The 25,730-nt window shown below is 47.2% G+C and carries 12 protein-coding genes; 2 read left to right on the top strand and 10 right to left on the bottom strand.

What is annotated here, in order from left to right; translation table 11 throughout:
• Positions 1-70: 70 nt before the first annotated feature.
• The 4 genes from def to DF182_RS19040 all read right to left on the bottom strand — a co-directional run bounded on the left by def (position 71) and on the right by DF182_RS19040 (position 2,658).
• Positions 71-649 carry a peptide deformylase gene (gene def / locus DF182_RS19055; protein WP_113617416.1) on the bottom strand — a complete coding sequence of 193 codons (579 nt, stop codon included), beginning with the start codon at positions 647-649 and terminating at the stop codon, positions 71-73.
• Positions 650-763: 114 nt separating this feature from the next.
• Entirely contained in the window at positions 764-1,177 is a 414-nt protein-coding gene (gene ruvX, locus DF182_RS19050; protein WP_113617415.1) for a Holliday junction resolvase RuvX, read from the bottom strand.
• A gap of 21 nt (positions 1,178-1,198) precedes the next feature.
• Positions 1,199-2,065, bottom strand: a complete 867-nt coding sequence (locus DF182_RS19045) for a UbiA-like polyprenyltransferase (protein WP_113617414.1) — start codon at positions 2,063-2,065, stop codon at positions 1,199-1,201.
• Positions 2,066-2,112: 47 nt separating this feature from the next.
• A complete protein-coding gene (locus tag DF182_RS19040; protein ID WP_245957488.1) occupies positions 2,113-2,658 on the bottom strand; it encodes an RNA methyltransferase in 546 nt (181 codons plus the stop codon).
• Positions 2,659-2,704: 46 nt separating this feature from the next.
• Between DF182_RS19040 and mutS the strand changes: the two genes are divergently transcribed.
• Entirely contained in the window at positions 2,705-5,314 is a 2,610-nt protein-coding gene (gene mutS, locus DF182_RS19035) for a DNA mismatch repair protein MutS (protein ID WP_113617412.1), read from the top strand.
• Positions 5,315-5,382: 68 nt separating this feature from the next.
• Here mutS and DF182_RS19030 read toward each other — a convergent pair whose 3' ends face one another.
• From DF182_RS19030 to DF182_RS19020, 3 genes are read right to left on the bottom strand one after another with little or no spacing between them, the layout of a single operon-like run.
• Complete coding sequence (locus tag DF182_RS19030; RefSeq protein WP_113617411.1) at positions 5,383-7,362, bottom strand: OmpA family protein; 1,980 nt, start codon at positions 7,360-7,362, stop codon at positions 5,383-5,385.
• An 11-nt stretch (positions 7,363-7,373) separates the two neighbouring features.
• Positions 7,374-8,384 (bottom strand): PorP/SprF family type IX secretion system membrane protein, encoded by a 1,011-nt coding sequence (locus tag DF182_RS19025; protein ID WP_161964185.1) that lies wholly within the window; start codon positions 8,382-8,384, stop codon positions 7,374-7,376.
• A gap of 37 nt (positions 8,385-8,421) precedes the next feature.
• Positions 8,422-17,109: an Ig-like domain-containing protein gene (locus DF182_RS19020; protein ID WP_113617409.1), complete on the bottom strand. Its 8,688-nt coding sequence runs from the start codon at positions 17,107-17,109 to the stop codon at positions 8,422-8,424.
• 295 nt (positions 17,110-17,404) lie between these two features.
• Between DF182_RS19020 and DF182_RS19015 the strand changes: the two genes are divergently transcribed.
• Entirely contained in the window at positions 17,405-18,100 is a 696-nt protein-coding gene (locus tag DF182_RS19015; protein WP_113617408.1) for a response regulator transcription factor, read from the top strand.
• Here DF182_RS19015 and DF182_RS19010 read toward each other — a convergent pair.
• The 3 genes from DF182_RS19010 to DF182_RS19000 form a co-directional block, all read right to left on the bottom strand.
• A complete protein-coding gene (locus DF182_RS19010) occupies positions 18,018-21,011 on the bottom strand; it encodes a sensor histidine kinase (protein WP_113617407.1) in 2,994 nt (997 codons plus the stop codon). The two genes, DF182_RS19015 and DF182_RS19010, sit on opposite strands and share 83 nt — an antisense overlap.
• A gap of 127 nt (positions 21,012-21,138) precedes the next feature.
• Complete coding sequence (locus DF182_RS19005; RefSeq protein WP_113617406.1) at positions 21,139-23,856, bottom strand: GH116 family glycosyl hydrolase; 2,718 nt, start codon at positions 23,854-23,856, stop codon at positions 21,139-21,141.
• Positions 23,857-24,008: 152 nt separating this feature from the next.
• Positions 24,009-25,727 carry a SusD/RagB family nutrient-binding outer membrane lipoprotein gene (locus DF182_RS19000; protein WP_113617405.1) on the bottom strand — a complete coding sequence of 573 codons (1,719 nt, stop codon included), beginning with the start codon at positions 25,725-25,727 and terminating at the stop codon, positions 24,009-24,011.
• Positions 25,728-25,730 lie beyond the last annotated feature (3 nt).

Here is a 25,730-nt window from a genome sequence, read left to right as displayed (position 1 = left end):
AATGGATACGGATGCGTTAATCTTTACAATACCAAAATAATGGGTTTTCTTTACATTACAAAATTATTTCCTATTTAGGAAACGTCATTTTGTAGTCTACCCTTACTTTTCCTTTGGTTATATCTTCGAGCTTACTCTTTAACATTCTGCGTTTCAGCGGCTTCAGGTGGTCGATGAACAGCTTACCATCGATGTGGTCGTATTCGTGCAGGATCACACGGGCGGTAACACCGGTAAACGTTTTTTGCTGTGGCTCAAAATTTTCGTTCACATAAGAAAGAGTCACTGTCTCTGCCCTGTTCACATCTTCCCTTACTTTGGGAATGCTCAGACAGCCTTCGTTATAAGCCCATTCCTTTCCGCCGGTTTCAACGATTTGTGCGTTGATAAACACTTCCTTTATACCATTATCTCCAGGATAATCGTTCTTTTCATCATCTTCCAGATTGTCGATGATTTGTTTGCTGTCTACCACAAACAAGCGGATAGACTTATTTATCTGTGGAGCTGCAACACCTACTCCATTGGAGCCATACATGGTTTCCCACATATTTGCGATCAACTCTTTCAGATTGGGATAGTCGGGCGTGATATCATCTGCTACTTTCCTCAGCACCGGGTGCCCATAAGCTACTATTGGCAATATCATGATGTAGTTCTTAGTTTTTATTTAATCTGCAAAGGTACAACATTTGCCCCAAAGGGTCATGGCAGCAAGGGTTCTCCTCTTATCAAATTATAAATTATTTAAATGAAAAAGTATTTACATTTTATTCTGTAAATATTCCTGTAGAATAATAGTGGCGCTGATTTCATCGACCAGGCCTTTATTCTGGCGGTCCTTTTTCTTCAGTCCGCTATCGATCATACTCTGAAAAGCCATACGGGAGGTAAAGCGTTCGTCTACTTTTTTGACAGGAATATGAGGGAAGTTCTTCTGGAGTACCCGGATACATTCTGCCACCAGTGGGGTGGCGTGGGTATCATTACCATCCAGATTTTTGGGCTCTCCGATGATCATCATCTCCACTTCTTCAGTGGCAAAATATTTTTTCAGGAAAGGGACCAGTTCATGGGTAGGGACAGTGGTGAGTCCGCTGGCAATCAGCTGCAGCGGATCTGTCACGGCCAGTCCGGTTCGTTTTTTTCCATAATCTATTGCCATCACACGTGCCATAATATAGAGTGGTTTGTTTGGTTAGGAGAACAGCAGCATATCTGCTATTACAAAAATGGCAAACACCACGCTGGCGATACCGTTAGTCGTCATAAACATCACATTCACCTTGCTGAGGTCGTGTGGCTTTACCAGCAGGTGCTGAGACACCAGCATGGATATGAATGCAGCGGCTCCTATCCAGAACAGCCAGTGATAATGACCGGTGATACCGATGGTGATCACCAGTGCAGCAGCCACCACATGCAGCAGCTCGGAGAAACGCAGGGCTCCGGAAAGACCCAGCCAGGCCGGAATTGAATTCAGCTGCTGTGACTTGTCGAAGTCCTCATCCTGCAGGGAATAAATAATATCGAAACCAGATACCCAGCAAAGTACCAGCACCGATACCAGTACCGGCAGCACGGCAAATTCACCTGTAACGGCCAGATAAGCCCCGATTGGCGCCAGTGAAAGCCCTACCCCCAGCACCATATGGCACAAGGCTGTAAAACGTTTGGTATAACTATATCCCAGCACTACCAGCAGTGCAACGGGTGACAGGAAAAAACAGATACGGTTGATGAACCAGGTAGTCAGTACGAACAGCATCACGTTGATCAGGATGAAAAACATGGCGTTCTGCGGAGAGATCACGCCGGCGGGTATTTCCCGTTTGGCCGTACGTGGGTTGAGTTTGTCGATGTCCGTATCCAGCCAGCGGTTGAACGCCATGGCCGCACTACGGGCAAACACCATACAAAGCACCACCAGTCCGAAGGTAGTCCAGCTGAAGCTGCCCCCACCTTTGGTGGTGGCCATAAAATAACCCGTCAGGGCAAAAGGCATGGCAAAGATGGTATGGCTGAACTTTACCAGTGACAGATACTTGTTAATAGCAGTAATCATATGTAAGCAGTTGAGCTAACAGCTCTTATAAATTATTTTCTTTTAAATCAACCACGGTTTGTAACGGCCCGCAGTTTTACAAAGATATCCCAAACCACAATACCAGTGCTGACAGAAATATTCAGGGAGTGTTTCATTCCGGACTGTGGTATCTCGATACAGCCATCTGCCATCTTCATTACTTCTGCATCCACACCGCTCACTTCATTCCCGAAAACGAGCGCCACAGGCTGATTGACAGGAGGAACAAAAGCATCCAGCATCACACTACCGGCGGCCTGTTCTATAGTTATTATAAGATATCCGGCGGATTTGAGGGCATTGACAGCCTCCATAGTAGTGGGGAAATATTGCCATTCCACCGTTTCGGTGGCGCCGAGGGCAGTTTTATTGATATCCCGGTGGGGTGGCACGGGCGTATAACCACATAAAACGATGCCCTGTAACAGGAAGGCATCTGCGGTACGGAACACCGACCCAACGTTGTGCATACTGCGCACATTATCCAACACCAGCACCAGCGGTGTTTTATCTGCTGCCTTGAACTCGTCCACCGTTTTACGGCCCAGTTCATCCATGCTTAACTTTCTCATGATCTGCAAAGATAACCGGATCGGATGAGTTTTATATATTTGCGCCATGGCAAAAAGTAAATCAGAAGAAACGCCACTGATGCTACAGCATAAGGCTATCAAGGATAAGTACCCGGATGCAGTACTATTGTTCCGTGTAGGCGATTTTTACGAAACCTTTAATGAAGACGCTGTGATAGCGTCCAGAGTGCTGGGCATTGTGTTAACCAAAAGGGCCAATGGCTCTGCTTCATATGTAGACCTGGCAGGCTTTCCCCATCATTCACTCGACACCTACCTTCACAAGCTGGTAAAAGCAGGTCACCGTGTGGCCGTTTGTGATCAGCTGGAAGACCCGAAAACAGTAAAAGGCATTGTCAAACGCGGCGTTACGGAGATGGTAACCCCCGGCGTGGCCGTTAATGATAAACTGCTGGAGAATACCAGCAACAACTTCCTGGCCGCCGTACATTTCGGAGCAGACATTACCGGCGTTTCCTTCCTCGATATCTCCACCGGCGAATTTATCATCGCCGAAGGCAGTACCGAATATGTGGATAAACTCCTGCAGAGCTTCCGTCCGGCTGAAGTAGTGTTTGCCCGTCAGCAACAGAAACATTTTAAAGCCACCTTCGGCTCCCGCTTTTATACCTATAACCTGGATGAGTGGATCTTTACTTCTACTTATGCAGAAGAGATACTACTGAAACATTTTCAAACCCACTCGCTGAAAGGTTTCGGTGTAGACGGCATGGACACAGCCATCATAGCGGCCGGCGCCACCCTTCACTACCTGAAGGACACAGAACATCCGAACCTGCAGCATATCACCCGTCTGCAACGTATCAGCCAGGAAGACTTCCTCTGGATGGACCGCTTTACCGTGCGCAACCTGGAACTGCTCAACAGCAGCGTGGAAAACGGCCATACCCTGCTCAAAGTCCTCGACAATACCGTCACCCCGATGGGCGCCCGCCTGCTGAAACGCTGGCTGGTATTCCCCCTGCGTGACATCGCTCCGATCAATGAGCGGCTGGACACCGTAGCCTTCTTCATCAAGGAAGCGGAACTGTCCAAAACACTGACACATCACCTCAAACTCACCGGCGACCTGGAAAGGCTGGTATCCAAAATACCACTCCGTAAGATCAATCCCCGGGAAGTGATGCAGCTGGCCCACTCTCTCGAACAAGTACAGGCCGTACAGGAGCTGCTTTCCAAAAGCGACAATGACTACCTGTTACGCCTCAACGAAAAACTGGATCCCTGCGCTCCTATCCTCAACAAGATACTGAATGAGGTGATGGAAAACCCGCCGGTACTGGTTAACAAGGGCGGTGTGATCCGCGAAGGCGTGAACGCCGAACTGGACGAACTGCGCGGCATCGCCACCAAAGGCAAAGACTTCCTGCTGCAAATACAGCAGAAAGAATCCGAAGCCACCGGCATCCCTTCCCTGAAGATAGCCTTCAACAACGTTTTCGGCTACTACCTGGAAGTGACCAACACCCACAAAAACAAGGTGCCCGATACGTGGATACGCAAACAGACCTTAGCCAACGCTGAAAGATATATCACACCGGAGCTGAAAGAATACGAAGAAAAAATCACCGGCGCCGAAGACAAAATCCTGACGCTGGAAACAAGACTGTTTGACGAACTGCTGGCTGCCCTGCAACCATTTATTGAACCGGTACAACGCAATGCACAGGCTTTCGCACAACTCGACTGTCTGCTCTGCTTTGCCCAGAACGCCGTACAATACAAATACCGTCGTCCGGTCATCACCGACGGTTACCAGCTCGACATCCGTGAAGGCCGGCACCCTGTTATCGAAAAAGGACTGCCTGCCGGAGAAGCTTATGTAGCCAATGATATACAGCTCAACAAAGACAATCAGCAGATCATCATCCTGACAGGTCCCAACATGAGCGGTAAATCGGCCCTGCTGCGGCAAACCGCCCTCATCACCCTCATGGCACATATGGGTAGCTTTGTACCCGCCACCAGTGCAGAGATCGGGCTTACCGACAAGATCTTCACCCGCGTAGGCGCTTCTGATAACCTGAGTGGCGGCGAATCCACCTTCATGGTTGAGATGAATGAAACAGCCAGCATCATCAATACCATCACCTCACGCAGCCTGGTCATACTCGATGAAATAGGCCGTGGTACCAGCACCTACGATGGTATCTCCATTGCATGGAGTATTGTAGAATATCTGCATGATATGACTACCCATCGTCCGAAAACACTGTTCGCCACCCACTATCATGAGTTGAATGAACTGGAGAATAAACATGAAAGAGTGAAGAACTTCCATATCACCAATATGGAATCCGGCAATAAAATCATCTTCCTGCGTAAACTGGCACCAGGCGGCAGCCGTCACAGTTTCGGTATTCATGTGGCCCGCATGGCCGGCATGCCACCCGAACTGATAGAAAGAGCCAACGAAGTACTGGCCAACCTGGAAGAAAAACATATCGATACTTCCCTGCAGAAAAACATCAAGAATATTGCGACTCCTACACAAAAGCTGCAGCTCAATATTTTTGATGCACACAGTGATACCTTCCAGCAGATCCGGGATAAACTGGGCGCTGTTGACATCAACCGTCTGACACCGGTGGAGGCCTTGCTTAAACTGAGTGAAATCAAGGAGATGATTAACTAATGAAACGATTATAAAAAACAAAGGAGCAAAGAATAATCTTTGCTCCTTTATTTTTTTATACAAACATGTTATCTGCGCAATATCCGGATTTCTGTTCTTCTATTCACCTGATGTTCTTCTTCAGAACATTCTACCCCATCTGCACATCGGTTCACCAGTTTTGACTCACCGTAGCCTTTGGCCTGCATTCGTTCTTCCGCTATCCCATGTTTGATGAGATAGTTGACAACTGCAGCAGCTCTGTTGTTGGATAACTCCAGGTTATAGGCAGTTGTGGCACGGCTATCGGTATGGGCACCAACTTCTACTTTCATATTGGGATAACGTAACATGAATGCTACCAGTGAATCCAGCACTGGGTAAGCCTCAGGACGGATATCGTATTTATCGCGGTCGTAATAGATGTTTTGTAGTGTTATCACATCGTTGACTGATGGCGTTTCTTTGGTGAGATAAAGTGTTACGCGAAGGGTATCTGCAGACAACGTATCAGAAGAGAAAACATACATCGCTGAAGAAGCATAACGATCCTTGGCAGCAAACACCATATAGGGCGCAGCTTCTTCCAGCACATTATAATTTCTTCCGCCAGAATTCACCTGTTGCGTCCAACTTATTTCTTTTCGTTTATGGAACAACGTTACTACCGCGTCTTCCAGTGGTTTCCGGGTTTGGGCGTCCATCACCAGTGTCTGCAATATCTTCACTGGCTTGCTGGCTGCCTGGTATGGCTCGGGAATAGTTAACTGCTCCAGAGAATAAATATCATCTTCTCCTTTCCCACCCTGGCGGTTGGAAGCAAAGAACCACTGTGGACCTTTCTGCTCCAGCAGGAAATCATCACCGGCGGAATTAACCGGGGAATGCATATTAACAGGAGCCGTCCAGTTGCCGGCGGCACCTTTTGTGAGGAAGATGTCGAGACTTCCCATACCGACATGGCCTTTGCTGGAGAAGTGCAATTCCTGTTGTCCGTTCACTACCGGAAACGCTTCTTCTTCCGGGGTGTTGATTACAGGGCCACAGTTGGCCGGTGTGCCCCATGAACCGTCCTGTTGTTTTTCGCTGTACCAGATATCTGTTTTACCAATACCTCCCGGCATATCGCTGGCAAAGTAGAGATAACGGCCATCCCTGCTCAGTGTGGCATGTCCGAGCGAATATGCCTCAGGGTTGTTGTAAGTAAATGGTTCAGGAGTTTGCCATTTGCCATCTTTTTTTATGCTGATAAACAATTGCAGCCTGCGGGTACCGTATAAAGTTTTTGATTTTTCCTTTTTATGCGTGATCTGATCAGGGTTGGTAACCGTTAGATACGCTGTATCCAGGCTGGCAGAAAAAGCAACCGGGCCGATATGAAAACGGTATCGGTTAAACGTAGTTTCGATGCCCCGTATCAGCGCCACAGCTGGCTGGCCCTGAACTGTGTCTACAAAATACAGTTTCTGGTATGGGCGGTCTGTTGCCGGAAACTTTTTATGACCAGGTTTGGTACCCGGATCCAGCATCGTATATCGCAGACTGTCGGAGCTGAACACCAGTTTATTTCCATACCAGACCGCGCCCCAATCAGAAGAGGCGGTGTTGAGTTCTGTTCTGTTTACTACTTTAAAAGCGGCCGGTAAAGCTTTCCACAGCAATGCGGAGTCACATCCTGCCAGTTGCAAGCCAACATCGTGTTTTGACAGCTCCGCATAGCGGGTATATTGTGTTTTGGCTGCTTCGTATTGTTCCATACTCTTCAGGGCATCTGCATAGTGAAGAAAGTCTTCCGGCTGTGCATCGGGGAGACTCGCAATCCTTTGAAAGATGTCAACAGACTCCTGATAAGCATTGATCTTACGATAACACTGCGCCAGCTTTTTCAGCACCTCCGGCTGTACATTCTTTTTCGCCGCCAGTCTGCTATACAATACGGCTGCAGGTTTATATTCATAGCGGGTATAATGTTCATCGGCGATTGCCAGCACCGATTTCTGCTCCTGTGCTTTTATTCCTGCTGCCATCAATAACAACAGGCTTCCTATAGTGAAATGTTTTATTGCCATTGTTGTATGATTTAGAAATACCTTGGACTGATGATTCTTTCCTTCATCTTTCTGTTAGGGATCAGGAAGCCGATGGATATTTCATGCGAACCGCCCTGGTAGCCGCTTAACCTGTTGGTCATCACGTCGTAGGCATATCCGATTCTGAGCCGGTCGGTTGCAAAATATTCTATCATAGCACTGGCTGCATTGGTTTTAGTGAGGCCGGACTTCAGGTTATTGTGGTCCCATATATTCACGGCAGTACGGTAAGAACCACCGATCCATAGTTTTTCGGACAACAGGGCAAAGAGGTTAAAATCCAGGCTGGTAGGACCGTTGAAGTCATCCTTGATCATAATGGAAGGCTTCAGTTTAACATCACCGGAGAGGTTTAACAAACCGCCCGCTGTGAAATACATGTGTTTCGTTTTACGGATGGTCAGAAATTCTTTATCTACACCCGCAATAATGATCCTGTTGTTCAGTTCCCGGGTAAACAGTTGCATCACGGAAACACCGGCATAAAAATGAGGGTTATAGTAGTAGACACCGAAGCTGGCATCTGGTTGGAATGTGCTGACTTTACCTACCGGTACATTGGGATCATTTTCATCCAGTACTGATATCATATCTCCCTTTACAGCATACTGGGAAAGGCTGGCGCCAATACCCAGACACAGGCGGCTGACACCTTCTTCGTCGAGGCGTATACGGTAGGCGTAGGAACCGGTGAAGGAAAGATATTCCTGCGGGCCTTGTTTATCCCAGAGTACCTGGGCGCCCAATCCTACTGTTTCATCGTTGGCCCAGGAAGGAGCGCCATCAATAGAAACGGCACCTGTTTGCGGAGCACCGGGCAGGCTGGTCCATTGCTTACGGAAGCTGGCACCCAGGTGGGTATCTCCACGATAGCCTGCGTATGCCGGATTGACCGCTAATCCGTTGAACACATACTGGCTAAACTGTACCTCCTGTTGGGCCTGAGCCATCTGGCCCAGGCAACTTAACAGGATGAAAAAGATCAATATTTTCGAATACATATTGCTGAATATTTTGTGCATGCTGTACGATGCCTGATTAACGTAATAATTGAATCCAACCTTTATATACTTTACTATCCTGTCCGGTATTCAGTTTAAGGATATAGTAATAAGTGCCGCCACTCAGACCTGTACCATCCCAGCGGTTATCATAGTTGGGAGAATAATACACCTCATTGCCCCAACGGTTGAAGATGGTGAGTGTAGTGCCCGGATATTTTGAAATACCAGGGATCACGAAGCGGTCATTCTTACCGTCATTATTAGGTGTGATAGCATTTGGAATGTAAAGTTCTTCTGCTTCTACCTCAATATTAACAGTCGCTTCATTGGACACCTTCCCGTTTTTATCTTTAAACTGGTAGCGGAAATTATCCTTTCCGGCATATTTACGTGCAGGCGTGTACGTTATTGTACCGTCTGCATTTACGGTAACACTGCCCTGCTTAGGCTGCAATGTTACTACGACAGTTGAAGGATCAATTTTACCGCGATCGTTAGCCAGCACCGGTATGGAGACAGGCTTATCGGAGCTGGTAGTAGCATCATCGTCTACCGCTACAGGCCCTTCCAGGATGGTAATCTGAACGGTAGCCTGATTGGATTCCATTCCGGCCATGTTTTTCACGGTATACACGAAGTTGTCTGTACCGTTATAACCCGCTGCCGGTGTGTACGTTACAGTGCCATCCAGTTTAATGGTCACGCTGCCGTGTGCCGGTTGTCGTACAATCTGTACGGAAGCCGGATTGATAGTACCATTCTGCTGGGAATCATTATTCAGTACGTTAATATCAACTGGCGTATCTGCATAGGTTTCTGCCACATCATTCTGTGCTACCGGCGGTGCAGTGTTGGTGCAGTCGGAGACAGTCAAGGTAATGCTGGTACTGTTGAAACAGCCAGCCGCTGTTAATTGATAAGTGATGATAACAGTCCCGGCTACCACTCCGTTCACTGTTCCATCGGATCCTATGCTTGCCAAATTGGGGTTATTACTGCTCCAGGTTCCACCCGGAGTGTTGTTACTTAAAGTTGTTGTACCGCCTAAGCATACGGTGGTTGCGCCTGTAATAGGTGAAACGACCGGCAGTGCTTTTACAGTCACGATAGCGGTTTGTTGTGTTTTACAGCCGTTAGCATTTGTTACTTCATAAACAATCGTTGCTGTACCGGCTGAAACGCCAGTCACCAGGCCATTAGCGTCTATGGTAGCGACAGCTGTGTTGCTGCTGCTCCATAGGCCACCCGGGGTAGCATTACTTAAGGCTGTGGTGGTACCGTTGCACAAGCTGGTAGTACCAGTAATCGGAGATACTACCGGCAGTGCATATACGGTTATGGTTACTGTTTGTTGTGATTTGCAGTTGCTGGCGTTTGTTACTTCATAAGTAATTGTTGCAGTGCCGGCGGAAATACCTGTTACCAGGCCACTGGCATCTATTGTAGCGACAGCGGTATTGCTGCTGCTCCATATGCCACCGGCAGTAGTGTTGCTCAAAGTAGTAGAAGAACCGGCGCATACATTAGTAGTACCAGTGATGGGTGATACAACCGGTAACGCATATACGGTTATAGCTAATGACTGTTGTGCTTTACAGCCGTTGGCGTTGGTTACTTCATAAGTAATCGTTGTTGTTCCAGCGGAAACGCCCGTTACCAGGCCGTTAGCATCTATTGTAGCGACAGCCGTGTTACTACTGCTCCATACTCCACCTGGGGTGGTATTATTTAAGCTAGTAGTGAAACCGGTGCACACATTGGTAGTGCCTGTGATCGGAGATACTACTGGTAATGCGTTTACAGCTACGATAGTAGTTTGTTGTGTTTTACAGCCGTTGGCGTTTGTTACTTCATACGTAATCGTTGATGTACCAGCGGAAACGCCTGTTACCAGACCATTGGCATCTATCGTAGCGACAGCAGTGTTGCTGCTGCTCCATATACCGCCTGGGGTGGTGCTATTTAAGCTAGTGGTAACACCAACGCATACACTAGTGGCACCTGTAATAGGCGATACTACTGGTAAAGCGTTTACAGTTACTATTGTTGTTTGTTGTGCTTTACAACCGTTGGCATTGGTTACTTCATAAGTAATCGTTGAAGTACCAGCGGAAATGCCTGTCACAACACCACTGGCGTCTATTGTAGCGACAGCAGTATTGCTGCTGCTCCATATACCGCCTGGGGTGGTGTTAGTCAAATTAGTCGTAAGGCCGATGCACACATTATTGGTACCGGTGATCGGAGATACTACTGGTAATGCGTTTACGGTTACGGTTGCAGTTTGTTGTGATTTACAACCGCTGGCGTTGGTTACCTCGTAGGTAATCGTTGATGTGCCAGCGGAAACACCAGTTACCAGGCCACTGGCGTCTATTGTAGCGACAGCGGTGTTACTGCTACTCCATACACCGCCTGGAGTGGTGCTATTTAAGGCAGTTGTAACCCCAACGCATACACTGGTTGTGCCTGTAATCGGAGATACTACCGGCAGGGCGTTTACGGTTACGGTAGTAGTTTGTTGTGTTTTACAGCCGTTGGCATTGGTTACTTCATAAGTAATCGTTGAAGTACCAGCGGAAACGCCTGTTACCAGACCATTGGCATCTATCGTAGCGACAGCAGTGTTGCTGCTGCTCCATATACCGCCTGGAGTGGTGTTACTTAAGGTTGTAGTGAAACTGGTGCATACATTGGTAGTTCCTGTAATTGGAGATACTACTGGCAGTGCATTTACAGTTACGGTAGTAGTTTGTTTTGATTTACAGCCGTTGGCATTGGTTACTTCATAAGTAATCGTTGAAGTACCTGCGGAAACACCGGTTACCTGGCCACTAGCGTCTATTGTAGCGACAGCCGTGTTACTGCTGCCCCATATGCCGCCTGGGGTGGTACTATTTAAGGTGGTTGTAACTCCAACGCATACACTATTGGTTCCGGTGATTGGAGATACTACCGGTAAAGCGTTTACAGTTATAGTGGCAGTTTGTTTCGATTTACAGCCGTTAGCATTGGTTACTTCATAAGTAATTATTGATGTACCGGCGGAAATACCTGTCACAACACCACTGGCGTCTATTGTAGCGACAGCAGTATTGCTGCTGCTCCATACTCCGCCCGGAGTGGTGCTATTTAAGCTAGTGGTAACCTCAACGCATACACTATTGGCACCAGTGATTGGAGTTACTACCGGCAGGGCGTTTACGGTTACGGTAGTAGTTTGTTGTGCTTTACAGCCGTTGGCGTTTGTTACTTCATACGTAATCGTTGCGGTACCAGCAGAAACACAAGTCACAACGCCTGTGGCGTCTATTGTAGCGACAGCGGTGTTGCTGCTACTCCATACACCGCCTGGAGTGGTACTATTTAAGGTAGTTGTAACCCCAACGCATACACTGGTTGTGCCTGTAATCGGAGATACTACCGGCAGGGCATTTACAGTTATTGTGGCAGCTTGTTTTGATTTACAGCCGTTAGCGTTTGTTACTTCATACGTAATCGTTGCGGTACCAGCAGAAACGCCTGTTACCAGACCATTGGCATCTATCGTAGCGACAGCAGTGTTGCTGCTGCTCCATATACCGCCTGGCGTAGTGCTATTCAAGGTGATTGTAACTCCAACGCATACACTATTAGTACCGGTGATTGGAGATACTACCGGCAGTGCATTTACGGTTACGGTAGTAGTTTGTTGCACTTTACAGCCGTTGGCATTGGTTACTTCATAAGTAATCGTTGAAGTACCAGCGGAAACGCCTGTTACCAGACCATTGGCATCTATCGTAGCGACAGCAGTGTTGCTGCTGCTCCATATACCGCCTGGAGTGGTGTTACTTAAGGTTGTAGTGAAACTGGTGCATACATTGGTAGTTCCTGTAATTGGAGATACTACTGGCAGTGCATTTACAGTTACGGTAGTAGTTTGTTTTGATTTGCAGCCGTTGGCATTGGTTACTTCATAAGTAATCGTTGCAGTGCCGGCGGAAACACCTGTTACCAAGCCATTGGCGTCTATTGTAGCGACAGCCGCGTTGCTGCAGCTCCAGACACCGCCGGGAGTGGTGTTATTTAAGGTAGTTGTAACCCCAACGCATACACTGGTTGTGCCTGTAATCGGAGATACTACCGGCAGGGCATTTACAGTTATTGTGGCAGCTTGTTTTGATTTACAGCCGTTAGCGTTTGTTACTTCATACGTAATCGTTGCGGTACCAGCAGAAACGCCTGTTACCAAGCCATTGGCGTCTATTGTAGCAACAGCCGTGTTGCTGCTACCCCATATACCACCCGTAGTGGTGCTGTTTAAAGTAGTGGTAACACCTACGCATACACTGGTAGTACCGGTGATCGGAGATACGACCGGCAGTGCGTTCACCGTTACAGTAGCGATTTGTTGCGCTTTACAACCATCTGCGTTAGTCACTTCATATTTAATATTGGCAGATCCTACGGCAACACCCATTACCAGACCATTGGCATCTACTGTAGCGACAGCTGTATTGCTGCTGCTCCATGTACCGCCGGTGGTGGCGTTGTTTAAGGTAGTAGTAGAACCGACACACACATTGGTTGTACCGGTAATGGGAGATACTACCGGCAGGGCTTTTACGGTTACAGTGGCCTTTTGTTGTGCTTTACAACCATTGGCATTGGTCACTTCATATATAATATCTGCAGTACCTGCGGCAACACCGGTTACCACGCCGGATGCATTGACTGTAGCGATAGCGTTGTTGTTGCTGCTCCATACGCCACCGGTAGTGGTGCTATTTAAAGCAGTGGTAACGCCAACGCATACACTGGTAGTACCAGCAATCGGGGATACGACCGGTAAAGCATTTACAGTAACGGTAGCGGTTTGACTGGCTTTACAACCATCTGCATTGGTTACTTCATACATCATATCTGCTGTACCGGCTTTGATACCAGTTACCAGGCCGGTGGCATCAATAGAGGCCACAGTAGTGGCATTGCTGCTCCAGATACCACCGGGAGTAGTATTGGCGAGTAAAGTGGTAACCTGTTCGCAGACATTTAAATTACCAGTAATAGCAGGCACCACTACCTTGCTCTCTGTAATCTTGATGGTACCGGAAGAGGAGCATCCATCCGGGAAAGTTACGGACACACTATAAGTTCCGCCTTTGGTAACCACCAGCGTGGGATCGGTGCTACCATCATTCCATTTATACTGGCACATCGGCGAGCCAAAAAAGCCGTCTGTGGTGAGTGTATAGGGAAATTTATCAGAGCACAGGATGAGATCAGGTCCCAGACCGGTGATAGGCGCAGAACTGTTGTAGGGTTTAAAGCTCCAGTTCACATTACTACCTTGGTCCAGGCTATGTTCGCCGGCTTTAAATGGTGTAATACCAGCAGCGGTGATACCTTTTACCCTTACATAATCGAAATTTACAGTACCGGTTGTTTTAGTAACCGTAGCATTACCTGGGCCGCCAGTGTTAATTTCAGTAAGGCGACAGGGCGTTCCGTTCCCAAACCAGTCTCCGGTAATCGTGGTATTTGTGTTGGCTGTGAATGTATATATTTTACCTGGCGTAAAAATCAAGGTACCGATCGTATTATTGATACCAGTTATCCTTCCACTGCTCTTGAATTCCAGCCTGCCAATGGTATTGTTCGCATTTATAAAAGCACCTGATGGATTTGTGGTATTACTAAACAACAGGTCTGTAATGGTGGCCCCGCTAATGGCTATTTTGTTACCATCACTCGTCTGAACGTCCACCTTGTTGTAAACACTACCACTGGTATAGAAACTGATCGCTGTAATAGAAGATCCACTAGCCTCCAATGTTCTGGAGGTACTTTTGGCATAATACCACTCCGTAACATTAATAGTGGCATTTGTAATCTTAATGGTAGTCGGTCCTGTTGAATAATAATCAGAAATCGAGGACAGCTTTATAGTAAGGCCAGTCAGGTCTACTATTCCACTTTTTGGTGAAATGGTTCCTCCCGCGGGATTGATAAAATTATCAAGGAAACGTACCGTATTGGTAGCAGGTTTATCAATTGATATCACCAAGGAGCCCTTACCACTGCCATTGGTGGTAATCGTAACATCGGAAGGTCCTTTAAAGACTGGTGAGGCGTTCATCGTCACTACCGGATTCATGACCAGATTGCCCCAGATTTCCATACTAAAACTGGTGGTATGGTTAAATTCCGGATTAAAGCCTGCACCGGTCCAGTCCATGTTACGGCAATAAGCGTTTCCTGCCGCAACACTCACCGTACTGCTACCATTGGTAAAACTGTTGGCATCAAAAAATACATTATCAATAGCGGTAGGAACACAAGCCCCGCCTGGTCCTCCACTAGAAGCAGACCAATGTGAAGGATCATTCCAGTCGCCACTACCACCTATCCAATAACGATTACCTCCGGCTGTGGCGGTAATCGAGAACCCTGTATTTCCGCCGGCATCTACGCCTGTTACAGGTATAGGTATACCACTACCAGTAGCTGTCATGTTTTGTATATACACGTTGGCCAGATCAAAAGTGACACCTGGAGAAAAATTTAAGGTACCAGGCCCCCTCATCTCTCCCAATCCGGAACAGGTAGCACTGTTCAGTCGTATCCGCTCTTTAATGGTATTATTTCCTGCAAACTTGTTAATAGAGGATGGGGACATCAACAGCCGTGCGATCTGATTACCGCCCCCTCGTATGTCTCCTGCCCCTTTAAACTCCAGGGTACCGATAATATTATTGCCGCTGATATCTGCTTTGGAGAGAGGATTAGGATTGGTAAATATCAGTTCATCAATTGTAGCACCGGAGATGTTGAAATGGTCCAGATCGCTGGTACAATATACTTTGGGATAAGTAAGACCAGATACCAAAAAATAGTCATTACTGGTAATAAAAGAACCTGCACCATTATTGACCCACGTGCGTCCGGTACCAGTCAGCTCCCAGTTGTAACTAGTAGTGATGGTTGCATTGGTAATATCTATTGTTCGTGCATTGTTAGTGTTACTCTTAAATTGGTAAATATCCAATTTACGGCTAGCCATATAGAGCTTGCCACTGTTCAACACAATCGATGCCTGAGGGTTGGTGAAATTATCCGTGAGGGTGACAGAACCTACCGGTTTCGTGATGGTAAGTGTAAGTTTTCCCTGAGAAGAGCCATTGGTAGTGAGGGTAACATCTTCCGCCCCTTTCATTGTCAGGGTTGCAGTCATGGTCACATTGGGATCCAGGCTCAGGGAGCCCCAAACTTCTGCTGTATAACCCGCACTGGTAGTAAAAGTGACTGGCGTGGACAGGTTGGTCCAGGTCATATTGTGACACCAGGTATTAGTTGTGGTACTCACAGTATTGTTACCCGCAGCAAAACCACTGTTGGCATCAAATATTACATTATCGGCGGAAAGCGGAACGCAATAGCCACCGGTGCCGCCACTGGTGGCACTCCAGTGGTTCTGATCATTCCAGTCGCCGGCACCACCGACCCAATACATGGTCGTTCCACCGCTGAGTGGTTGTATATCCATACCCGTATTACCGCCCCCATCAAGCCCCTGGAAAGACACTGGCAAAACAATACTTCCACCAAAGGTCACATCTTTTGCATAAACATTGCGCAGATCCGTTGTTGCACCAGCACCAAAATTGAGGGCTGCCTGGGAATCAGCGCCCAATAATTCGCTCAGACCAGCACAGTCCTGTGCGTTCATTCGCAGCAATGCTGTAATCGTACTTGCTCCCCACACGAGCAGCTGTTTGCCTGGCGCCATCAGCAGGCGTGCAATCTGGTTACCGCCAGCCCGGATATTACCATGGCTTTTAAACTCCAGCTGATCAATGATGTTATTCATTCCGATCCTCACCATCCCCGGCGTGGAGGCGGTACTGGTAAACGTCAGCGTGCTGAAAGTGGTACCATTAATGACCATACCATTGTCCGTACCGGTAATGTCGACCTTGGGGTAATTGCCCCCATTCGACCCGAAATTAACGGTCTGGATATAGGAGCCCGTAGCATAAAGCGTATAATTGGTACCCTCCAGATCCCAGGTACTTGGCTGCGACACAGTGGACAAAATCATCGTGGCATTGGTAATATCCACCTCCCTGACATTATTGTTATTGCTGATAAAGCTGCCAAAAGTGTGTGTACCACCGGACAAGTCGAGCTTTCCATTGGTCAGGTAAAGATTACGCAGAGCAAAAGACCCAGGAATATCCCCCAATATCTTCAGGGAACTTCCTGGCTTATCAACCGTTAAGGGGTTGTACCATCCGGCCGCATTCACACGGGCGGCCCCATTCGCCTTGAAGGTTGCCGGAGTTGGCCCGTTAAACACTATCGACATCATACCATAAGCAACACTGGAAGCCAATTCAACACTTCCTGAAATATAAAGCGTGTACTTGGAGGCGGTAGATGTAGTTCTGAAGGTTGCATTACCTGTAACCCCCACCCATGACATATTCCGGCAGTAAGCATGACTGCCTACCGGCAGGGTTACTACAGTACCGTTTACCAAACCACTGTTGGCATCAAAGTAAATGTCATCGTCCGGGCCAGGTATGATCGACTTATTAGGGGTTCCGCCAGAGGTAGAAGACCAGTGGTTAATATCTTCCCAGGCGCCGGAGCCTTTTACCCAATAGTAGGTACTCTGTGCCTGCGACAATAATGCAGCCAGTACAAATAAACATGACAGTAAAAGTTTTTTCATCATTGGGGGATTGGTTTTGCATTTCCTTTGAGCCTCCTGACGGAAGGCGATAAACGTCCGGTATCAACAGCATTCAACAGAATTCAGGTATTTTCATAGACCCTCTCTATGACAGAACATTCGTTTTACAGGAAATGGTTGAAAAGCAATAGCGCCAATCAAAATTAGCAGTGTTGGCCGGGGACTTTTGTAACAAGAATTCTAAAACCACTATCAGAATATTACTATTTTGTAGAAATATTACTACAGAAAGTATCAGAAAAGAAGGAGACTTTTGCCGTAACCATACCTATTTACCATGCCATCGTTCCTTATAGCTGAAGACCACGGTGTAGTCCGAATGGGCGCTATGCTCATGATCAAAGAGCTCTATCCGCACGCAGAAATTGAAGAAGCAGAAACTTTTGATGAAGCCATTAAAAAGCTGGAGAAGCAGTTTTTTGATATGCTGTTGCTGGATATACATATTCCCGGCGGCGATACGATTCTGATGGTACCCTCTGTAAAACTCAGACAGCCACAGACTGCTATTCTGATTTTTTCCAGTTACAATGAAGTGGTATATGCGCCGGAATATTTAAAAGCCGGTGCAGATGGATATCTTTCAAAATCCGCTCCTCCGGAGGAGTTTAAGTCTGCCATCCAGAAAATATTCAGGGGTAAGAAATATATCAGCGAAGCCTTACAGGACAAGCTGGTGAGTGAACTCCTGAAGCCCAAAAACGTGCTGACCGGCGAACCGGCGCCTTTGTCTCAGCGGGAAACAGAGGTCATGAACCTGCTGATAAAAGGCGCTAGTGCCAAGGAAATCAAGCAGGCGCTCAACATCCACGACTCTACTATCAGCACCTACAAAACCCGGATCTTTGAAAAGATGCAGGTAACCAATGTGATTGAGCTGGCGGAAAAAATCAAGATGGCCGGTCCTGTATACAAAAGCAACAACCATCATTTGGCAAGGATGAAACAAACAAATCCAGTTGAAGAAGGGTGATCAGTTCCCTGACGATCATCAATCCGATGCCGTTCCTTAATGGTATAGGAGATTCTCCTGTATTCAACCACTCCACCAGCTCCCGTTTCATGCCGGGGCCAGTGTCTTTTATGAAGATAGCGGTTTTGCCATGTTGTGCCCGGGCGGCAATCATAATAGTGCCGTTGCGGGTTACCTTCACTGCATTGTCCACCAGATTGTGCAGCACTACAGACAACAACTGTCTGTTGCCTACCCATTCCAGATCTGCCGGGATATGATTATCGATAGCTGTTCCTTTCTCGCGTGCGATATCTTTAAAAATAAGCAGCGTTTCATCCACTACTTCCTTCAGGGAAAATCTTTCTGTACGGCAAGGTTGTTCTGCCACCTGTACCTTCAGATAATTCAGGAGGTTTTCTGTCATGTAGTGCAGACGATAGGTATGTTCATGCATTACCTTGGCGATGTCTGTGAGGGTAGGATTATTTTCCGCGACCAGTCCTTCATAGATTTTTTTCGACAGGAACTGCTGATATTTGAGTGGTGTTTGAATATCGTGACTGACGGAACGAATAATCCTTTCCTGTACATCGGTACGTTGTTGCAGTTCCCGGGTTTTGAGGGCCACCGCGGCTTCCAGCTGGGTATTACGTTTTCTGATGTAACGCAGGCGTAGCCGCATCAGCAGAAAACAGCCACCGACAATGCATCCCAGCGCACATACCATAAACCAGTAGGTTTGGTACCATGCGGCCGCAATACTGAAAGTGATTCTTTTTTCCTGGTAATTATCTTTTCCGAAACCGTTTTGTTTACGTATCAGCAGCGTATAGTCGCCATGAGAGGGCATAGACAGCGAAATGGTACCATCTTCCGGTACCGGCAGCCACATAGACTGATGCCCACTTTCTTCCAGTACATAACTCATCTGAAGATTTTTCTGGTCACCCATATAAGGGGAACTAACGGTAATATTGAGCTGACTGAGTTTGCGAGGCAGGTCCAAATGCCCGGCGGCAGGCATTTCCTGCTTATCTGCCAGAATTTTGTCAATAAAAAGATCATTGTTGGGCAACAGAGGATGGATGCTATCCGGATTAAATAACACCAGACCATTCAGCGAAGGCAGTGAAATGGTGCCATTATCGAGCTTTATAGCGCAGGGCTGACATCCGCCGTTAAATTCATTGGTCAGAAAACCTTCTTTTTTATCATAGTAGTGATAATACAGGGTATTGGTGGTATCGGCTGAATAAGCTCTGAGATCGGCTTGACTCACCTGGAAAAGGCCGTTGTTGGTAGTGATCCAGAAGAAACCTTTATTGTCGGGGATGATACAATGGGCGGTGGCGAGTGCTTTGTTAGCATCCAGCGGGAAGGCTGTTACCTTCCCTTTGTAATAGCGGTAGAAGCCTTTGCCATAGGTAGTAAGCCATACGTCATCCGGCCCTGAAACATACAGACTGCGCACGTATATTTTTTGTAGGGGAGCTATGGTATCTATACGCCGCGAGGGAATGTCAATACGGTAGAAACCTTTGTCGGTACTCATGAACATCGTATTATGATAGCGGGCGAAGTAGCTCACATCCTCTTTCAATGGCAGAAACAACTCCGGCTGCGCATTCTTCTGGTATAGGTCCATGAGAGCGATCCCTTTTCCTCTTAAGCCGATCCACATTTTTCCGTCTCCTCCATCGTAGATTATACTTATTTTGGCAGGAAAGCGCCATCTGTTGAGTAGTTGAAAAGACTTACCATCATGTTTGTGCACCCAGGGGCCCCATTTTAGCCAGATGTGATGCAGACTATCGGTGAACACGCTATACCAGTCTGAGGACATCCGCTGTCTGATGGCGGGTATACTGTGAACTTCCCCATGTGTGCTGATCATATCTCCCTGCGCCGTCAGTATTTTATCTTTTGTATAAGCCGTCTGGCCATAATAGGAATCACCACCAGTCAAAGTTTTCAGCGCGTAAAAACGTTGTTTGGAAAGGATAAACAGCCCTTTAGTATTACTGCCCAGGTAAAGCTTTCCCTGCTGTTCGTTGTACCAGGCAATTTGGATGCCCAGATCAGCGGTATTAAAGCCGGAAATGATGCGAGTAGTGGTGAGCCGGCCCTGGCTGGTGGCTTTCACAAGGTAAAATGACTGGTTGAAATACAGTATCGCCTGGTCAGCAGTATATACATTCCAGAAGAAGGTACTGTTATGCATAGCTCCGGGAAATGCCGGATCAGCACGGATATCCCCTTCCAGGAAACCAGTATGGATTTTTGAAGTTATGGCAGAATAGGTACCATTATCATGTAAATAGTATAACCGGTTGTATAATAAAAAAAAGTTGCATTTTTTTCCGTGGTGAAAAGGCACTTCATAACGGAGTACACCTTTCTCATAAAAACTCATCTTCCCCTGGACAATGTTATAAACACCTTTAATATTGTCGTACAACACCAGTCTTTTGATGACCCCTCCCATCACCTGTATGTTCTCCGGAAGTCCCAGGAGGCCCGTTGTTCCGGAATCCAGTCTGTCATTGATGGCATGCCATTGCAGGTAACTGCCAGGATAATTGGCTGCCACCGTATCACGGTGAGGCCAGCCATCAACAATGCGTACATGTTCCTTCCATTCATTGTATACCGACAGCCCTCCCTGCATATTTCTGTAAAAAGCCAGGAAACGGTTAGAAGCAACCGGGAGGCTATTCATGCCAAAGGTGATAAACCGCAGGCCATCAAAGCGGGCCAGCCCATCTTGTGTACTGAGCCATATAAAGCCGCAGGGATCAGCGGCGATGGCCATAACAGTGTTCTGAGGCAATCCATTTGTATTATCAAAATGCTGCATGTAATAGCCTGAAGGAAGCGTATCTGTCCCGGCCAGACAGACATTCGCCATCGCAGACAGCATGAGTAACATAACAAGACAGGGTTTCCAGTGCGTGCACATAGGTAAAAGACAGATAAAATAACATTCAACGTTAACCTATATACGAAGTTTGTGCCAGGTTTGGCGCGGCAACTTAAAAATTAGTTGCAACAAACAACTATACAATGATGATTTCGAGCTTTCCTGCTGTCTGAATCTGGGTTTCTTTTTTTAGTGAAATATGGATATTTCCTTCTGCTATCGCATATCTGGCGGGTACAGTGACGCCGTTGAGCATTACTTTTACGGAAGATGCCGATACCCCTTTTATTTGTTCCATTTGTATTTCCTGCAATTTCAACTTTCCGAATAACACCTGCAGCGTATGTTCCTGACCGTTAGTATTTTTTACCTGTTGATAACTTCCCCATCCTTCGGCAGCCGTAAAAGCACATTTAAAATTTTCCGGTTGAAGGCGGGGTGCAAAACCAATATACCCTCTGGGTCCGTGATACTGGAATCCACAGGCATTGATAAAAGTCCCGTAACTGGCCATGGCACGTGCGTAGTGGTCACTGCATTCAATTTCATTAAAAGGATTTCTTTTGGAAGGATGATAACGATCGTGAATAACACGGGTAAGCACCAGACTTTCATCCACCAAACCTTCTGCCATCATATGAGCCGCTACCTGATGCTCAAATCCCGTCATACATTCATGGAAATAGCCCAGTTGCCAGGTAACATTTTCACCATAGGGTTTAGGCTCGTTTAAAGGATTAGTATTCATGATCATCCCTCCTTCTCCCGCTACAGCATAGGGACGTCCGCCGGTATGTGTTTTAATATAGGGTCCTACATCCATCGTAAAATTGTACTTCCACAATGCTCTTAAAGCCGATACTGTTTTCTCCTTTGCCAGTATCCGGGGCAGTCCTACCTGGAAAGCCCAGCTTTGTCCGTACACCTGGTCTATGTGACAGGTATTGTATGAACCCAGATTTTTCCGGCCTTTCACCGGGTCTGGCTTATGAATGAAGTATTCACCGTTAAAGAGCTGTGTTTCCATATTGCGGCTTCCCTTTTGCACGTAGTTCGCACAGGTGGCAGCAAAAGCATGATCGCCCAGTTCTTCCGCCATGGCCTGCGCTGCGCAGGCAGCGGCGATACAGAGCCCTACGATCCAGGATATTTCCCCATCCCATACAGCATCGAGTGTATTTTCCATGGGTGTATCAGTCATCCCATCACCGTTTTTGTCCTGGGCCAGCAGAAACTGTGTCGCCTTTTTGATGCGGGGCCAGTTTCTTTTAAGGAAAGAATGGTTCGCACTCATCTGATGCTCCCGGTAAAACCGCAGAATGGTTCCGGCCTGCCCATCGATGGCTGGTCTGTTTTCATTTTCAGCGCGAAAAATAATGGCGCCGGTATCCGCTTCAAATCCGGCTCCCAGGTCTACCCGTTCCCGCAGCTCTCTTTCCAGTTCTGGGAAAATACGGGCCATGGCCTGGGCGTATTGCCATACATGTGTACAGGTGCCCGCACAGGCCCCTACTCCTTCCCATGCCCAGAAACGACCATCTGCAAAACGATAGGTATTGGCAGTGGCCAGAGTACCGATATTGATGAAAGTCCGCTCCAGCAGCCAATGCGGAAGGGAAGCATCATTCCAGGTTTGTTGCCACAATTCTGTGGCAGTAGTGAGCTGCCGGAAATGTGAGGCAAGATATTCACCGACGGCCAGAGCGTCTTTAAAACGTGCGCCATAATAATAACCACCTGCTGCCTCTTTTACCAGCTGCTTCAACTTTGGATGAGGATTGTTAAAATGCCAGGCAATGGAAAAGTCCGCCTGCAGGGACGTTCCGGCTGCTATCTGTTTTTTTATGGTAATACCGCCCACCTGATTTTGTGGGGCATCCAGTTCTGCTACTGCAGTATCTTCTTTCTCAAAGCAGACCGCTGTAACCGGCCAGGGCGTCAGTGAGGTATTCACCGTTGCATAATCTCCATGAAAGGATAAACACATGCTGCCTGCATCTGTTGCTGTTTGCAGGATAGGATCTTGTGTGAGGTAATCAAAGAACAAGGCTGTATGTCCTTCTTTAGCAAATGTCCTGCACCGTTTTTTACCCTTTCCCGGCAGGGCTGACAACTTATTGGCCCCATTCTCCAGCCATCCTGTCAGGGCGATATCCAACGTGACATCCATGGTATTTTTTACTTCTACCCGTAGTATGGTAGCAGGAAGGGAGGAATTGGCTGCATCCAATGGTATGTAAGGGGTATATATCTTCAATAATACTTCTACCGGAAAGTCTTTACTGCTATATCTTACGAGTGCGGTAGGATAAGAAGGTTCAAAAACAATTTCATCCCAATCACTCTCCTTGAGTTCTTTGATCCATATCTTTTCTCCATGCTTAACGCTGATAGCAAAGCCCTGTTCCAGTACCCGCATATTATCTGCGATAACCGGTTCTACATAGGCGGCGCCATCGCGGGAACGTATTTTTTGCAGCCTCGTGCCGTCATTCCAATCAACAGTCTGCGGAGAAATACCTTCATGTACAGATTCCATCGTTTCGTTGTACACCTGCCAAAGCCATAAACGGCCATCTCCACCGACATAAACAGTACCAGTATGAAGCCCTCCTGCCGGCATGCCAATATATTTCAGCTCGTTCCTGCTTTTAAGATAACGGCCCGGTTCTCCCCGCTCATACAGTGACTCCAGCCAGTTTTTATCAATGTTTTTATTTAGTGGGATATTATGCCAGGGGGTCTGGTGCTGCCACAGTGATTTTCCTAAAACAGGGAAACGTACAAGGGAGAGGCCTGCAGTGAGTATACCGGCATTTTTCAGAAAATGCCTTCTGGGTAGATTATTTTTCATTGTTGATCCGTTAAACACGTGGTTTAACCAAAATAAAAAATATACCAGAGAAATGCAAAAGGAGAAAAACATATAAGACAAGAGGCCGTCCCCAGCAGGAGACGGCCTCTTGTTTAGCAAAGGTTGCTATATATGGTTACTGGTTACAAAACCTATTTTTTATCCCACCATACACGTCCGGTGAAATCGTTGTCCTCATTGCCGTATTCGCCGGATAGCCCCATTTCGATGATCGCATTTCTCCAGTTAACCTGGTTAGCGAGGGATGGCTGAGGTAAAGCCCAACGGCGTGGAACTGCTACGTACTGGCCGGACACCTGCATACGTTCAAAAGCCAGGATACCACCTACTTTAGGAATACCACTGCGTTTCCAGGCTCCCCATGCTTCCCAGGGGGATTTGAGCAGGTTGAGGAAGTTCTGGATATTGATTTTTTCCAGGAGTACATCAGTGCTACCAGTGAAAGCGATATCTGGTTTAGCCAGGTAGGCAACTACAGTAGCCTGGTCCAGCGGCGTGTAGTCCTGGATTTTAGCTTCGCGGCCCATTGCATCATAAGCATTGATGGAAGCTTCTACCCCGTTTTTATAATAGGTAGCCGCGTCTCCGCTGATAATGCCTCTTACGCTCAGTTCTGCCAGCATGAAACATTGTTCAGCATAAGACAGGATCGGCTGCGTATAGCGGGCACCGTTATTGTTGCCATTTTCAGCATCCAGGTCGAACAGACGACGTTGTACAGCTGATACGGTATCTACTTCTCTTCTGACAACTACCTTTTTACCATTAGCATCGGTGAAGACCATTTCATAGCGTTTCACCTTAAAGATGATACTATCCGCCGCAACGCTTCTTCTGTCGGGGTTGGATGGCAGTCCATAATAACGACGCTCATCATACTGGTAATCGGCAGGGAAAACACCACCTTTGATGAGGCTGTCTACCAGTGCTTTTGTATAGCTGGTTTTTTCATAGAAGATGCCAATACGGGGATCTGCGTTATTGTACATGTAATCCACCATATTTTTGCCTGCAGACAGCGGGCTGCCGTTCATAGACCAGTTGTTGCTACGGGCGAAACTGTTATCAGCAGAGAGGAATTTCCATTCTTCACTATTATTCTTAAACAGTCCATCATTAACGGCCATCGCATCTTTAATGATAGCGGTAGCTTTTTCAGGTGCTCTTTTCAGCTGGCGCATAGCCAGTTTGATACGCAGCACGTTGGCAGCTTTTACCCATTTGGACACGTCGCCGGTGTAAAAGATGTCGTTGTTGCCCAGCGCAGCCTGACCAGAGAGACCGCTCTGCAGGGTGGTGATCGCAGCTTTCAGCTCCGCTTCCCACAAACCGAACAGTTTTTCCTGGCCATCATAAACCGGTGTGTAGTTAGCATCCGAACGGGCAGCGAAGGCTTCGCTGTAAGGAATGCTACCGTTGGCATCAGACACTCTCCAGGCACTGTATGCTTTCAGGATTTTGGCAACAGCCACTACATTGGCATACTGTCCCTGTTCAGCAGCAGGCTTTTTAGCTACTACGTTCTCAATTTCAACCAGGTTACGGCCAATGTTTTTATAAAAAGCGTTATAAAAATCATTGGTATTGGTAGGGCTGAAAAGTCCTGTGGAAGAAGATCCCGGTGATGCTACCCCAAACTGCATCCACTGCATCTGGTAGGTATAGGCATCATAAAACCAGTCAAAATCGCGGTCCACAATTCCTTTAACAGCTTGTGTAATCAGCAGCTCAGGAGGTGCATTATCGCTGATGACCGGGCTTTTGTTGATATCCTCAAAGTTTTTTGTACAGGAGCTGAGCATCATACCTGCTACGGCAACGCCTATACTCCATTTATTAATAGCTTTCATGTT

This window comes from Chitinophaga flava, assembly GCF_003308995.1.
GTDB lineage: Bacteria > Bacteroidota > Bacteroidia > Chitinophagales > Chitinophagaceae > Chitinophaga > Chitinophaga flava.
The sequence above is the reverse complement of the archived record's forward strand: the minus strand, read 5'-3'. Positions and strand labels throughout refer to the sequence as shown.